The organism is Serratia myotis (assembly GCF_027474885.1).
In the GTDB taxonomy this organism is placed as follows: Bacteria; Pseudomonadota; Gammaproteobacteria; order Enterobacterales; family Enterobacteriaceae; genus Serratia; species Serratia proteamaculans.
In genome coordinates this window covers 3238381-3252175 of the sequence record NZ_CP099707.1, presented here as the reverse complement: position 1 = coordinate 3252175, position 13795 = coordinate 3238381, and the positions used below count along the sequence as shown (strand labels likewise).

Annotated in this window: 14 protein-coding genes; 11 read left to right on the top strand and 3 right to left on the bottom strand. The window is 56.9% G+C overall.

Annotated elements, in window-relative coordinates; all coding sequences use genetic code 11:
• Window positions 1-213 precede the first annotated feature (213 nt).
• From NHG65_RS15435 to NHG65_RS15390, 10 genes are all read left to right on the top strand, one after another.
• Window positions 214-1221 carry a 3-oxoacyl-[acyl-carrier-protein] synthase III C-terminal domain-containing protein gene (locus NHG65_RS15435; RefSeq protein ID WP_207979026.1) on the top strand — a complete coding sequence of 336 codons (1008 nt, stop codon included), beginning with the start codon at window positions 214-216 and terminating at the stop codon, window positions 1219-1221.
• Window positions 1218-2234: an NAD-dependent epimerase/dehydratase family protein gene (locus NHG65_RS15430; protein WP_207979028.1), complete on the top strand. Its 1017-nt coding sequence runs from the start codon at window positions 1218-1220 to the stop codon at window positions 2232-2234. The genes NHG65_RS15435 and NHG65_RS15430 overlap by 4 nt, the downstream gene beginning before the upstream one ends.
• A complete protein-coding gene (locus NHG65_RS15425; RefSeq protein ID WP_499182360.1) occupies window positions 2227-3033 on the top strand; it encodes an MBL fold metallo-hydrolase in 807 nt (268 codons plus the stop codon). Before NHG65_RS15430 ends, NHG65_RS15425 begins: the two co-directional genes overlap by 8 nt.
• Complete coding sequence (locus NHG65_RS15420) at window positions 3030-4313, top strand: F390 synthetase-related protein (protein ID WP_207979032.1); 1284 nt, start codon at window positions 3030-3032, stop codon at window positions 4311-4313. The genes NHG65_RS15425 and NHG65_RS15420 overlap by 4 nt, the downstream gene beginning before the upstream one ends.
• The gene (locus NHG65_RS15415; RefSeq protein ID WP_198404472.1) at window positions 4313-4930 is read left to right on the top strand and encodes a phosphatase PAP2 family protein; all 618 of its coding nucleotides are present in this window, start codon (window positions 4313-4315) and stop codon (window positions 4928-4930) included. The genes NHG65_RS15420 and NHG65_RS15415 overlap by 1 nt, the downstream gene beginning before the upstream one ends.
• Entirely contained in the window at window positions 4927-6060 is a 1134-nt protein-coding gene (locus NHG65_RS15410) for a sterol desaturase family protein (RefSeq protein WP_099064333.1), read from the top strand. The genes NHG65_RS15415 and NHG65_RS15410 overlap by 4 nt, the downstream gene beginning before the upstream one ends.
• On the top strand, window positions 6053-7135 hold the full coding sequence (locus NHG65_RS15405; RefSeq protein ID WP_099064332.1) for a fatty acid desaturase family protein: 1083 nt from the start codon (window positions 6053-6055) through the stop codon (window positions 7133-7135). The genes NHG65_RS15410 and NHG65_RS15405 overlap by 8 nt, the downstream gene beginning before the upstream one ends.
• Window positions 7132-8217, top strand: a complete 1086-nt coding sequence (locus NHG65_RS15400; protein WP_413477579.1) for a fatty acid desaturase family protein — start codon at window positions 7132-7134, stop codon at window positions 8215-8217. The genes NHG65_RS15405 and NHG65_RS15400 overlap by 4 nt, the downstream gene beginning before the upstream one ends.
• 264 nt (window positions 8218-8481) lie before the next feature.
• Window positions 8482-8913: a type II toxin-antitoxin system Phd/YefM family antitoxin gene (locus NHG65_RS15395; protein WP_261426406.1), complete on the top strand. Its 432-nt coding sequence runs from the start codon at window positions 8482-8484 to the stop codon at window positions 8911-8913.
• The gene (locus tag NHG65_RS15390; RefSeq protein ID WP_499182359.1) at window positions 8913-9485 is read left to right on the top strand and encodes a type II toxin-antitoxin system death-on-curing family toxin; all 573 of its coding nucleotides are present in this window, start codon (window positions 8913-8915) and stop codon (window positions 9483-9485) included. The genes NHG65_RS15395 and NHG65_RS15390 overlap by 1 nt, the downstream gene beginning before the upstream one ends.
• Window positions 9486-9547: 62 nt before the next feature.
• Here NHG65_RS15390 and NHG65_RS15385 read toward each other — a convergent pair whose 3' ends face one another.
• From NHG65_RS15385 to NHG65_RS15375, 3 genes are read right to left on the bottom strand one after another with little or no spacing between them, the layout of a single operon-like run.
• Window positions 9548-9697: a DUF2474 domain-containing protein gene (locus NHG65_RS15385; protein WP_085117222.1), complete on the bottom strand. Its 150-nt coding sequence runs from the start codon at window positions 9695-9697 to the stop codon at window positions 9548-9550.
• A gap of 14 nt (window positions 9698-9711) precedes the next feature.
• A complete protein-coding gene (cydB, locus tag NHG65_RS15380; protein WP_129934341.1) occupies window positions 9712-10719 on the bottom strand; it encodes a cytochrome d ubiquinol oxidase subunit II in 1008 nt (335 codons plus the stop codon).
• 2 nt (window positions 10720-10721) lie between these two features.
• Entirely contained in the window at window positions 10722-12122 is a 1401-nt protein-coding gene (locus NHG65_RS15375; RefSeq protein WP_085117220.1) for a cytochrome ubiquinol oxidase subunit I, read from the bottom strand.
• A gap of 144 nt (window positions 12123-12266) precedes the next feature.
• On the opposite strand from NHG65_RS15375, the gene NHG65_RS15370 reads away from it, so the two are divergent.
• Entirely contained in the window at window positions 12267-13685 is a 1419-nt protein-coding gene (locus tag NHG65_RS15370; protein ID WP_099064327.1) for an aminotransferase-like domain-containing protein, read from the top strand.
• Window positions 13686-13795: the final 110 nt, after the last annotated feature.

Below are 13795 nucleotides of genomic sequence, written 5' to 3'. Positions count from 1 at the left end.
TTTGCCCATTCTTGCTTCCTTGCCGTAAACTTGCTATCTCAGTAGGGTTACATTTATTCGTCGGCGGCTGCCGGCAGTTTGCAGTGCATAAAAACAATCAATAGCCCCTGTTTGCGGGCACTTTGGGATTTAAAACCGGGGATGACTCGCCGCTGCCTGCTGGGGTGCGCCGGGAGATCGCTTTATGGATATTCAGGTTAGTTAACAATAATAATGACAACACAATCTTGTTCTCCCGCGTTACTGCCTCTGAAAGTCATCGCTACGGGGGCCGCGTTGCCACCTAACCGTGTCGACTCCTCCACACTGGACAGCCTGCTGCGCAAGCCGCCTGGCTACGTCGAAAAACGTTCCGGCATCAGTTACCGTTTTCACGCTGCGGATGATGCCAGCCAGGCCGAACTGGCGGTCGCCGCACTGCAGGATGCTATAACCCGTGGCCGCCTCGAGGCACAATCAATCGATCTGCTGATTTCCGCGTCAGCGATCTCAGTGCAGGCGCTGCCTTGCACCGCTGCACACATTCTTAAAGTGGCCGGTCTGGCACCGGGCACCGCCGGTTTTGACATCAACAGCAGCTGCGTCAGCTTTATCTCCGCCATGCAGGTGGCCGCCGGGCTGTTGAATGCCGGTACCTACCGGCGTATTGCCATTGTCTCTGCCGATTTGGCTTCACGCGGGATTGACTGGGATCACGAAGAGTCCTCGCTGATTTTTGGCGACGGTGCGGCCTGTGCCATCGTCGAGCGTGGCGACGGCACCAGCGGTATTTTGGCGAGTCTGGTAGAAACCTATCCTGAAGGCAGTGAGCTGTGCGAGATCCGCGCCGGTGGTACGCGGCGCAACCCGCGCGCCGGTATGAATAACAGCGATTTTCTGTTCCATATGCAGGGCAAAAAATTGTTCCGTCAGGCGTCGGCGTTGATCGAAGACTACCTTGACCGTTTGTTGGCGGCCAGCGGCCTGACGTTAGCGCAGATCGCCACGGTGGTGCCGCATCAGGCGAGCCACCTGTCGCTCGAACATATGCGCAAGCGGCTGCACGTTTCTGCCGAGGTTTTGGTGGATATCTATCGTTATCACGGCAATCAGGTGGCGGCCTCTATCCCCACGGCACTGCACGCTGCGGTCACCAGCGGGCGTTTTAATCCCGGCAAACCGGTGATGCTGATCGGCACCGCCGCCGGGCTGTCGCTGGCCGGTATGGTGCTGCTGCCATGAGGGTGCTGGTCACCGGAGCCACCAGTGGGCTGGGGCGTAACGCGGCGCAGTGGCTGCTGGAGATAGGCCATCAGGTTCATGCCACCGGGCGTGACAGCCGTGCCGGGCAGGAACTGCGTCGGTTGGGGGCTGAGTTCACCCAGCTAGACCTGACTCAGGCGACGGAGGAACAGTGTCGTCAATTGATGGCCGGTTGCGATTGGGTCTGGCACTGTGCGGCAAAATCTTCACCCTGGGGCAGCAAGCGCGAGTTTTATCAGGCCAACGTGGCCGCGACAGAAAAGCTGGTGCAGGCGGCGGGGCACTGTGGCATCCGGCGTTTTATTCATATCTCCACGCCGGCGATCTATTTTGATTTTCAGCCGCACCAGAATATCGATGAAGAGTATCGCGCCCGGCGTTTCGCCAATCATTACGCCGCCAGCAAATATGCCGCGGAGCAACGGCTGCAGGCGCTGGTGCCGCGCTACCCGCAAACTACCTATATTATTCTGCGCCCCAGAGGGTTATTCGGTCCGCACGACCGGGTGATTGTGCCGCGGCTGCTGCAACAGCTGGATCGCGATCGCGGGGTGCTACGGTTGCCCGGCGGTGGTAAAGCGCTGCTGGATCTGACCTTCGTGCTGAACGTGGTACATGCGATGGACCTGGCCAGCCGTCAGCAGCCACTACCTTCCGGTGCGGCTTATAACATCACCAATCATCAACCACAGTGGCTGGCGGATATGCTGGATGCACTGCTGCACCGGCAGTTGGGGTTGCGCTACCGGCTGCAGGCCGTGCCATACCCCTTATTGCAGGTGCTGGCCGGGGGGCTGGAGCTGCTGGCCCATTTCACCGGCAAAGAACCCCTGCTGACGCGCTACAGTGTGGCAGCGGTGTATTTCGATATGACCTTGAGCCAAACCCGAGCCGTGGAGCAACTGGGCTACCGGCCACGTTATTCGATGGAAGAGGGGATCCGCATTACCGGAGAGTGGCTTAAACGACAGGGAGATGTGCCCCATGGCTAAAGTTACCGCTTTTGAAGTGGGGTACTGCACCCATATAGGTTGCATGGCGCTACGGGGCGCAGGTTTCCGGGTGTGCAAATTCCCGGCTCGGGCCTATTTACTGGAAGTGGGGGATCGCCGTTGGCTGTGGGATACCGGCTATGCGCAGTATTTCCAGCAGCAGACACAGTCCGGCATTTTCCGCATTTACCGGCAAATGACGCCGGTGTATTTCGATCCCCGAGAGTCGCTGAATCAACAGTTACGTGCCGCCGGTTACGCCGCTAATGACATACAGGCGCTGATTGTTTCGCACTTTCACGCCGACCATATTGCCGGGCTGCGCGATTTCAAACATCTCGATTTTATCTGCTCGGGCGAAGGCTGGCGGCAAACCCGGCCATTGCGTGGTTTCGCGGCGTTAAAATGCGCTTTTATCCCCGGACTGATCCCTGAAAATTTTGAGAGTGGCCTGCAGTTTATCGAGGGTTTCCCAGAAGTAAGCTTGCCCGCGTTGCTGGCACCTTTCGAGCGTGGCTATGCGCTGCCGGGCAGTGAAGGGCAGATCCTGCTGGTCGATCTGCCGGGGCATGCGGCGGGTCATATTGGCGCCTTTATTCTTACCGATGACGGTTGGACGCTATTGGCCAGCGACGCGGCCTGGTCGCCGCTCAGTTATCAGCAGTTGCGCGGCCCTTCACGGTTGGCCAATCTGGTGATGGACGATTCCAACGCCTATTACCACACGCTGGAACGGTTGAATCAGCTATGGGAGAGCGGCAACGCGAATATTCTGCTGTGTCATGAGGGGGATTTATGATCCCGCTGATGACGCTGTGGCATTACTTCCGTGCCCGGCGCTTAACCTTTGACGATCGTCAGTCGCTGGAGGCTTACCAGGCCAAAAGGCTAAAGCGTTTTGCTCGTCGCGTGCTGACCAAAAGCCCTTATTTCAGCCGCTTCAACCGGCAAGCCATCGCCACCTGGCCGCAGATGGACAAGGCGCTGATGATGGAACAATTCGACCAAATGAACACCGCCGGGTTGCAGCGCGATCAATTGCTGGCCTGCGCGCGACGCAGCGAGCAACAGCGGGATTTCAGTCCGAAAATCGGCAAATACAGTGTGGGTCTGTCATCGGGTACTTCCGGCCAGCGCGGTATTTTTGTCGTCAGTCCGCATGAGCAAAGCGTTTGGGCCGGTGGCATGCTGGCGAAAATGTTGCCGGAGGGGCTGTTTGCCGGTGAACGCGTGGCGCTGTTTCTACGGGCGGACAATAACCTGTATCACAGCGTCAACAACCGCTGGCTGAGCCTGGAGTTTTACGATCTCTTTGCCCCCTTTGCCGTACAGCTCTCGCAGCTGGAACAACAGGCACCGACGATTATCGTCGCACCGGCGCAGGTGCTGCGTGCATTGGCGCTGGCGGTGTTGGCTAAACAGATTCGGCTCGAGGTCAAAAAAGTGATTTCAGTGGCCGAGGTATTGGAAGAGCAAGACCGGCAACTGCTGGCGCAGGTGTTTTCGACGGTGGGTGAGGTGTATCAGGCTACCGAAGGGTTCCTGGCCGCCACCTGTGCGCACGGCACCCTGCACCTGAACGAAGAGTTTTTGCATATTGAACCTCAGTGGATTGATGAGCAACGCTTCACGCCATTGATCACCGACTTTACCCGCAGCACCCAGCCGATCGTCCGCTACCGACTGGACGACGTGCTGGTCAGGCAGACGGAGCCTTGCCCTTGTGGGCAGCCGTCGATGGCGATTGCGCGCATAGAAGGAAGGCGCGACGACCAACTGATGTTGCCGGATGCCTTTGGCCAGCCGCAGGTGGTGTTTGCCGATCTGTGTAGCCGGGCGATCGCCAATGCGCTGCCGCTGACCAGCGACTACCGCCTGGTGCAGTCCGGGGAACGGCAGTTGCAACTGATGGCCGATTGCAGTGAAGCAGAACTGACGCACTGTCAGGCGCAGCTGTCAGCCTTGTTTGAACGTCAGGGTATTGCCAGCGCTGACCTGGAGTGGCAACTGCGGGTGCAGGCGGTGATGCCGCAGTTTGATCGCAAGAGAAGGCGGATTATTCGGCAGGTGGCGCCATGATGAAAACGCTGGCGTACCGGCTGTGGCAAATGCTGTTGGGCTGGGGATTCGTTGGGGTGATTTATAGCAGCAGCGATCGCCTGCAGGGCGTGGGCACGCTGCTCCCTCCTTCGGCGATTGACCGTTGGATCCCGTTCAGTCCGACGGCCATTTGGCTGTACCTGTCTTTCTTTATCATTATCCCGCTCGGTTATCTGCTGGCACCGATGCCACGGGTGAAATGGTTGCGTACCGCGATGCAACTGACGGCTCTGGGTGCCGGGGCGGTCTATCTGTGGTGGCCGACCACTATGGCTTATCCGCAAGACAGCGGGGTCGGTGTGAGTTCAAAACTGCTGGCGGCGCTGACCCAGGTGGATTCGTTGCAAAACTGCCTGCCGTCGCTACATATGGCGTTGACGGTGCTGGCGGTATGGGCACTGAGCGATCGACAGCGTAAAGTGAGAACCGCGCTGTTGATGCTGTGGGCGCTGGCGATCGCCTTTTCCATTCTGCAGCTGCGCCGCCATCTGCTGGTCGATCTGGCCAGTGGGGCATTGCTGGCGTTTTTGGCCGGCTGGCTGGCGCAGCGCATAGAAAATTGGCGGCGTGACGCCGTCACAGGAGAGATAGGTTGAGCGAACTGGCGATGCCCATCGTGTTCATGCTGTTTGTCGTCATTGGTGAGGCCCTGGTGCTGCAGTATGCGCAGCGGCGACAGGTCAACTGGCACGATCTGGTGTTCAATCTGAACTCTGGCCATATCATGCTGTGGCTGTTCCGCGGGCTGGAGATCACCTGCTACGGCTATGTGGCGGCGCATCTCAGCCTGGATTTGCTGAGCGACTGGCCGCCGGTGCTGATGTGGCTGTTTGCCCTGCTGGCGTGGGACTTCGGCTTTTATTGGCTGCATCGCTTGCACCACTATCTGCGCGTGCTATGGGCGGTGCATGTGGTGCACCATCAGGGCGAGCATTTCAATTTATCGCTGGGGGTGCGCAATTCCTGGTATTCGTCGCTGACCTCGATCCCGTTCTTTCTTCTGTTGGCACTGCTGGGCGTGCCGCTGTCGGTGTTTGTCACGGTCTCGATCCTGCATTACAGCATCCAATTGTTTAACCATAATGCGTTGACCCCCAAACTCGGCTGGCTGGAACACATTCTGGTTACGCCGGCGCATCACCGGGTGCATCACGTTAAAGACATGGCCTATTCGAACAAGAACTTCGGCGGCAGCTTTATTTTTTGGGACAAGCTGTTCGGTACTTTTTGCCCGAGCCTGCCGCAAACGCCGTTTGTGTATGGCGTCAGCGGCGATAAGCCGTCCGCCAATCCGTTTTGGGCCAGCAATCTGCCATTCCTGCGCTATTTCCGTCTGCGCTGGCGGCCCAGGGCGAGCAGTGGGGGGTTCCGCTACTCGGCGCTTAGCGTGTTCAGCGGTGCGATGCTGCTGTTTACCCTGGTGATTGGCTATGTTTACCAGTACGGCTATGGCTACAGCGATATCAGCTGGCCGCAAATGGCGCTGCTGGTGTTACTGGCGCTGGGGTCGATGGCACTGGGCGGCATGACCGAAGGGCATCGTTGGGCGATTGTCGTCTGGTTGTTGATAACGCTGAGCCTCCCGCTGTTGTTTATTGGTTATCTGGGCTGGCCGCAGCTTTACTGGCAGGTTGCGATGGGCATAACCGCCTTGCACGGCGTTTGTGCGGCATTGGGCTGGGGCCGGACGAGCGCGGCTGCAGCGGTGGAGGAACCCTATGGCTGACTCACTGGCTCCACTGACGTTTCCCGCCGACGGCGAACAGGCATTTCATCGCGATCTCAAGCGGGCGGCTCATGCCTATTTGGCCGAGGATCATCGTTATGCCGACGGCTGGCGGTTAGCCAAGGCGGCGCTGCTGCTGATACTGTGCGTGGGTTTTTATGTGCTGGGCCTGATGCAGCATCAGCCGTGGGCGTTTTTCGGCTGCTATTTCCTGTTTGTTATGATGGGGATGTTGCTCAACGTGAATGTGAATCACGATGCCTCGCATAATGCTTTTCTGCGCGCCCCCTGGGCCAACCGCTTGGCGGGGCGGCTGGTGACGCTGCCGTTGGGGGTGGATCCGGATTATTGGCGGGTGCGGCATGTGGAATATCACCACGTTTATGCCAACGTCGAGCACTACGATCTGGATACCGAAGAGAACGGTTTCTTCCGCCAGACGCCGTTTCAGCGCTGGCGTAAACATATGCGCTATCAGCACCTGTACTGGCCGTTGATCGCTGCACTCTCCTTGCCCTACATCGCCTGGATATTTGACTGGTCGGATCGTTTGGGTAAAACCCCGCTGCATGAAAAGAATATTTTACCGGGTCATCGCGGTTGGGCGATGTTTATCCTGTGCAAAATCGGTCATTTGGTGCTGGTACTGGCTCTGCCGCTGGTACTGTGCCAGCAGAACGGTATCGGCTGGCAGTGGGTGCTGCTGGCCTACACCGTCAGCCAGATGTGCGCCTCGTTGTTGGTGGTGTTCTTGCTGCTGGGCACCCATTGGGCGCAGGCCGAGTTTTACGCTGTGCCGGAAGGCGGGAGTATGCCACACGGTTGGTATCGGCATAATTTCGCGACCGCTTGTGACTGGCAGACCTCCCCACGCGGGTTACAGCACCTGACCGGCGGGTTGAATTATCACCTGACTCACCATCTGTTTCCCGGCTGGAATCATCGCCATTATCCGGCGTTGGCCGCCATAGTGGCGCAGTTGGCGGCGCAGCACGGCATGGAATACCGCTGTATCGGCTACCGCGAGCTGCTGGCACAGCAACAGCAATTCTTACGCCGGATGGGCCAGCCATGAAGCCATTGCGCCCATTGGCCTTCAAGCCGGATGACAGCGGGCTGCATCGTGCGTTGATGCAGGCCGCACAGGGCTATCTGGCCGACAATCGCGACCATCGTTTTGCCGACGGCGGCATGCTGGCGAAGGTGCTGCTCTTGTTGGCGCTGTGTGCGCTCTGTTACGGACTGAGTCTGCAACAACAGAGTTTTTTGGCATTCTTTACCTGCTACTTCGGTTTCATTTTTATCGGTATGTTTCTTACGGTGAATGTGGTGCACGACGCGTCGCACAACGCCTTTTTCAGGCAGCCCTGGGCCAATCGCTGGCTGAATTGCCTGGTGAGTATTCCGCTAGGATTAGATCCCGATTGCTGGCGGGTACGGCACGTTATTTTTCACCACGCGCACAACAACATTGAGCATTACGATCCCGATATCGACGCCAATGGCGTGCTGCGGCAAACGCCGTTTCAGCGTTGGCGGCCCTTTATGCGCGCGCAGCGCTTTTATTGGCCGCTGGTGGCGGCGATGACCTTTCCGTATTACATCTGGCTGTTCGACTGGTTGGATCGGGCGGGGCGGACCCGGGTCAGGGCGAGGATGGCGCAGCAGGGTGTGCGTGGCTGGAGTGTTTTTCTGGCGGGCAAAGCGGCACACCTGATCCTGACGCTGGCGATCCCGTGCTATCTGTTGCCTCCGGCGATTGGCGTGGGGCAAATCCTGCTGGTTTACCTGCTGAGCCAGATGCTGTCTTCACTGTTGTTTGTGATGTTGATTATCGGCACTCACTGGGCCAAGGCGCAATTTTATCAGGCACCGGAACAGGGGCCGTTAGCGCACGGCTGGTATCACCATGTGTTCGCCACTACCTTTGACTGGTTCCCCCGGCCGCGTTGGCTGGGCTATTGGTTGGGTGGCGCTAATCTGCACCTGACGCACCATTTATTCCCGCACTGGAGTCATCGGCATTACCCGGCGTTGAGCCGCATTATTGCTGAAGTGGCACCGCGCTTTGGTATCGACTATCGGGTGCTGGAACTGGGGGAGTTGCTGCGTCTGCAACAGCGCTTTCTCAGTGCGATGGGGCGTAAACCGCTGTAGTTATTATGGGTGTAATATTTGCAATTTATTGAATTTGCGAAGCGTTACGCAGTTCACTAATTGAACGAAATGCAGGCTTCACGTAGACTCTATCCCACTGAAAGAGAGTAATAGGCGGCGAGCTAAATGTTGTTTTCCGATTCATTTATCTAATGAATCGATAACAGCTTGCTGAGGTTATATCCTGTACAGGTACGTGATAATCGTTTTTTGAAATGTTAATCTCTGTCATAAGCACATAGACATGCGTGGATAGAGGTTGCTATGAAAGAAATTACTTTTACCCGACTCCGAGCCGATTTATCTCAGATATTAGATGAAATTCGTGACGGTGAGACTTTTATTGTTACTCAACGAGGAAAGGAATCTGTAATGCTGGGTCAGAATAATAACAAATCATCAACTTCGAAAACCAATGCGTTGGATAACGAAATTTTAAAGGCGATGGTCCGTAATGCTGTATCGGCTATCAATGCTAATAAGGTTACGCCGTCCATTGTATCGCAAGAGGTCGAAGCGCTTGGAAGAATGATAAAACTTCAGGGAATGCTCGATAAAACCACGATTGATGCCCTTCAACAACAAACTGCGTCGGCGGAAAAGCCAAGCGCTTCTAACCAAGTTTCTGTCAAAGAGGCTGTCGAAGAAGTGAGAAAACGCCATGCCAAAACCATAAGGAATTTGGAGGGTAAGTGATGGAGAAACTTATCTTTCTTTCTACTCAAGAGGTAGTTGATATTCAGCGCACAACCCTACCTCAGGGAGCCGTAGTAGATATTGATAAGCTTGAAGGTGCCCTGGGCCGGGTTACCAATCATCATCACTTTCACTTATGTGATGATGTATTTGAACTGGCCGCAGTATATTTAATTTCGATAGCAAAATCGCATGCATTTGCTGATGCTAATAAGCAAACCGCTTTTATATCATGTGCGACATTCATGCTGGTTAATGGGCAGGTTTTGAGAGAGTCATTTTTTCTCGTCAAGTTAACGGTAATGGTTACGGAAGACAAGGTGGATGTTAATCAGGTTGCATTTTTACTGCGTCTTCTTAGTGATTATTATTATAAGTCTATTTTCGGCAGCGTTGATGATTTACCGGAAGAGGAAAGAGAACGTTTGTTATATAACTTAACGGTATTTACCATCACTGCCGATGATATTGAAACAGCAGAGCTTATAGCTGTGGCAAACCGCCTGATGAATGACACTGAACTGGATGAAATGGCACACCAAATCGTTGCTGGTTACCGTAACCCGGTTTAAAACTGCTCGCATATTGTTGCCCAAATAACCACCCAGGTCAGGTGGCATTTGGGCGTGTATTTTTAGTGCGATCTCATGCCCGCGGCGTTCATCAGCAGACGAAACAGCGAGGCGACGGCGAACAGCCCCAGCACGCTGGCACTCCAGATCACCACCAGCCAGCCGACGCGTTTCCACCAGGGTGCCGGTGCGGGTGCGGTTTTATCCTGCATAGTTTGCTCCCTCATCAGTGATAGCCATGTTCATGGCTGACCTTGCCGCGGAACACGTAGTAGCTCCAGAAGGTATAAACCAAAATAATTGGAATGATAAACAGCGCGCCCACCAGCATAAAGCCGAGGCTTTGCGGCGGCGCGGCGGCTTGCCACAGGGTGATAGACGGCGGGATCAACAGGGGCCAGATACTGATGCCCAAACCACTCAGGCCGAGGAACACCAGCAGCAGGGTGAGCAGGAACGGTGAGTAGTGCGCCGCATTTTTCACCCCATGCTGAATGCCCCAGGCGCTGAGCAGCACCAGGATCGGCACCGGCAACAGCACAAACAGATTCGGCAGTGAGAACCAGCGGGTGGCGATCTCCGGGTGAGCAATCGGCGTCCAGATACTGACCACGGCTAATACCAGCAGCAGGGTAGCCAACAGTGGCGTCGCCAGCCGGTACATGCGGGCCTGCAGGTCACCGGCGGTTTTCATCACCAGCCAGGTGCAGCCGAGTAACGCATAGGTCACCACCAGCCCCAGCCCGCAAAACAGCGCAAACGGCGTCAGCCAGTCGAGGGCGCCACCGGCATAGGTGCGGCCGTTGACCGGGAAACCCTTGATGATGGCACCCACTACCACGCCCTGACTGAAGGTGGCGAAGAGGGAGCCCCAGATAAACGCCTTGTCCCAAATGTGGCGTTTTTCCGCCGTGGCCTTAAAGCGGAACTCAAAGGCCACGCCGCGGAAGATCAACCCAAACAGCATCAGCGTCAACGGAATAGCCAGCGCGTCGAGGATCACCGCGTAAGCCAGCGGGAAGGCGCCAAACAGCGCCGCACCGCCCAGCACCAGCCAGGTTTCATTGCCGTCCCAGACCGGGGCGACGGTGTTCATCATCACATCACGGTCACCGCTGTCCTTAACCCAAGGGAACAGGATGCCGATACCCAAATCAAAGCCGTCCATTACCACGTACATCATGGTGCTGAAGACGATGATCACAAACCAAATCAACGGAAGATCAATGCCCATGCTCAGCTCCTGTCATCCAGAGTTTCTTTCACCGCAGACAGCGGACGCGCCGGTCGGCCTTCGGTGTCATCTTCGTGGCCTTCATGTTGCTGCGGCCCTTTGCGGATCAACCGCATCATGTAGGAATAGCCCACGCCGAACACCGAACAGTAGACGATGATAAACGCCAGCAGGCTGATGCTCATGTGCAGGTCACCGTGTGCGGAGACCGCATCCTTGGTGCGCAGCAGGCCATACACCACCCACGGCTGACGGCCAATTTCGGTAGTGAACCAGCCCGCCAGCAGGGCCAGCAACCCGGAAGGGCCCATCCACAGGATGAAGTAAAGGAAGGGGCGGGACTGATAAAGCCCGCCGCGCCAACGCAGCCACAGGCTCCAGACCCCGGCGAGGATCATCAACATACCCAGTGCCACCATAATGCGGAACGACCAGAACACCACGGTGGAGTTAGGGCGGTCCTCAGGCGGGAAGGATTTCAGCGCCGGTACCTGCTCGGTCAGGCTGTGGGTCAGGATCAGGCTGCCCAGGTAGGGCACCTCCAGCTTGAAGCGGGTTTCTTCGCGTTGCATATCCGGCCAGCCGAACAGGATCAGCGGGGTGGCTTCACCCGGTGCGTTTTCCCAGTGACCTTCGATGGCGGCAATTTTTGCCGGCTGATATTTCAGCGTATTCAGGCCGTGGGCATCGCCGATCATCGCCTGTATCGGCGCGACAATCAGCGCCATCCACATCGCCATCGACAGCATTTTGCGCATCGCCGGAGTATCGCGCCCGCGCAACAGGTGCCAGGCGGCGGAGGCACTGACAAAGAATGCCGAAGACAGGAAGGCGGCAGTGGACATATGCAACAGCCGGTACGGGAATGACGGGTTGAAAATCACTTTCAGCCAGTCGACCGGCACCACCTGGCCGTTAATGATTTCGTGGCCCTGCGGCGTTTGCATCCAGCTGTTGGACGCCAGGATCCAGAAGGTGGAAATCAGCGTACCCAGCGCCACCATGCAGGTAGCGAAGAAGTGCAGGCCAGGGCCGACGCGGTTCCAGCCGAACAGCATCACTCCCAGAAAACCGGCTTCCAGGAAGAAGGCGGTCAGCACTTCATAGGTCAGTAACGGGCCGGTGATACTGCCGGCAAACTCGGAGAAGAAGCTCCAGTTGGTGCCGAACTGATAGGCCATCACCAGGCCGGAAACCACGCCCATGCCGAAGTTGACGGCGAAAATTTTTGACCAGAAATGATAAAGATCGCGGTAAGTTTCGTTACGGGTTTTCAGCCACAACCCTTCCAGCACCGCCAGGTAACTGGCCAGGCCGATGGTTATCGCCGGAAAAATGATATGGAAAGAAACGGTGAAGGCGAACTGTATTCTGGCAAGTTCCAGTGCATCAAGACCCAGCATGGCGCCTCCTTGGGTTGTACATAAAATGGCCTCTTCAGTATAGCGGTAATTTTTCTCTCGAAAGCTTGGCGCCAAGTTAAGCACGGAGTACATTAACTATAATAGTGACAGTTATTTCACTTTTTCATATAACAGTTAGGGCCTATGACCAGATACGAGCAGCTTGCACAACAGATTCGTGAACAGATCCAAAACCGGGTATGGCGGGCGGGGGACAAGTTGCCGTCGCTGCGTGAAAGCGGCAAACGCGCCGGGCTGAGCCTGATGACGGTGGTGCAGTCGTATCAATTGCTGGAGAGTCAGGGCTGGATCGTCGCGCGGCCGCAGTCCGGTTATTACGTGGCGGCACGCCCGCAGCCGTTGCCGCAGCCGGTACACGGCGAGAAGCTGTTACTGAGCGAGCAGGTGGATATCAACACCTTTATTTTTGATGTGCTGCAGGCATGCCAGGATCCGGAGATTGTGCCTTTTGGTTCGGCGTTTCCCGACGCCACCTTGTTTGCCCAACCGAAGCTGGCGCGGGCGCTGAGCAGCGTGGCACGCAAGTTTACGCCGCACAGCTCACTGGCCAACCTGCCGCCCGGCAATGAAGCGCTGCGCCGCCATATTGCCCAGCGTTATGCCCTGAGCGGCATGCAGGTGGCGCCGGACGAAATCGTGATTACCGCCGGGGCGATGGAGTCTCTGAGCCTCAGCCTGCAGGCGGTGACCCAGCCGGGGGACTACGTGGCGATCGAGTCACCGGCGTTTTATGGCGCATTGCAGGCACTGGAGCGGCTGCGCTTGAAGGCGGTGGCGATTGCCACGCATCCGCAGGACGGTATCGATCTGGGCGCACTGGAGCAGGCGCTGGAGCAATACCCGATCAAAGCCTGTTGGCTGATGACCCACTTCCAGAACCCGTTGGGGGCCAGCCTGTCGGACGACAACAAGCAGCGGCTGGTGAACTTACTGCGAGAGCGGCAGATTTCTCTGATTGAGGACGACGTTTACGGCGAGCTGTATTTCAGCGCCGAGCGGCCGCAGCCGGCCAAGGCGTGGGACAGCGAAGGGCAGATCCTGCACTGTTCGTCATTCTCCAAATGCCTGGCACCGGGCTTCCGTGTCGGTTGGGTGGCGGCGGGGCGCTACGCGCAGCAGATCCAGCGGTTGCAGCTGATGAGCACCGTATCGACCAGCGTACCCACCCAGTTGGCGATTGCCGACTATCTGCTGCACGGCGGCTACGATACCCACCTGCGGCGTTTGCGTCGCTTGCTGGCGCAGCGCCAAAGCATGATGCGTCAGGCGATCGCCCACCATTTTCCGCCTACCGTTAAAGTCAGCCAGCCCGACGGCGGCTATTTCCTGTGGCTGGAGCTGGATCCCGCGCTGTCGTCGATGGAGCTGTATCAGCGTGCGCTGGCATTGGGCGTGAGTATCGCGCCGGGCCGGATGTTCACCACCGGCGACCATTTCAACCACTGCTTCCGCCTGAACGCCTCTTTTGACTGGAGCGACAAACACGAGGCGGCGATCAAAACCTTAGCTAAACTTATCCGGCAGCTCGAACCGACAGGCTGAGTCATGCGGCTTGGCCGGGTATCGCAATAGAAAAATTCATAATGCTTTTTTCGGCAATGTAATGCCGGTTTCGTTGTTAGACAGCCCTCCGGCTGCCCATTACTCTTCGA